Genomic DNA, 764 nt, shown 5'->3' with positions numbered 1-764 from the left:
TGCTGGTTGCCGCCGCTCAGGTTATTGATGATTTGATCCATGGTCGGCGTCTTGATATTCAGCCGACGGATCTGCTCCATACAATCCTGCGCCATCTTGATATGACTGACGAAGCCGCTCTTGCCGCTGTACTCCGGCATATTGACGATGCTCATGTTCTCCATCACCGACAGCACGAGAAACAGCCCCGATTTCTTGCGGTCTTCGGTTAAAAACGCCATGCCCTTCTCTATCGCCGTTGAAGGCGAATCGATATTGACCGGCACGCCGTCAATCAGCACTTCGCCGCTGTCGATGCTCTCCATGCCAAAAAGGCTTTCCATTACCTCGCTGCGCCCCGCGCCCACCAGCCCGGCGACGCCAAGGATTTCGCCGCGCCGCAGGCTAAAGCTGACGTCATGAAAGCGATCTTTGCTGCTGAGGTTGCGCACCGTCAGCACCTCTTCGCCAATCGAATTGTTGAATTTTGGAAAGAGTTGAGTCAGTTCGCGTCCGACCATCTGGGTGATCAGCGACTGACGGGTAAATTGCGCGGTGTGATTGCTGCCGACCCAGCTACCGTCGCGGAAGATGCTGATCTCATCGGTGATGGCGAAGATCTCATCCATTTTATGGCTGATATAGATGATGGCTTTGCCCTGCGCGCGCAGGTCGCGAATGATGGTGAACAGATGCGCCACTTCGCTTTCAGTCAGGGCGGAGGTCGGCTCATCCATAATCACGATATCGGCGTTCCAGGAAACCGCCTTGGCGATCTCCACCAT

1 protein-coding gene is annotated in these 764 nt (G+C 55.2%); it reads right to left on the bottom strand.

The window, feature by feature from the left end; genetic code table 11:
• Positions 1-764 (bottom strand): ATP-binding cassette domain-containing protein (locus B3797_RS17190; protein WP_311791703.1); only part of this gene is annotated, 764 nt, incomplete at both ends.

The organism is Pantoea sp. UBA5923, assembly GCF_002431095.1.
GTDB lineage: Bacteria > Pseudomonadota > Gammaproteobacteria > Enterobacterales > Enterobacteriaceae > Pantoea > Pantoea piersonii.
The sequence above is the reverse complement of the archived record's forward strand: the minus strand, read 5'-3'. Positions and strand labels throughout refer to the sequence as shown.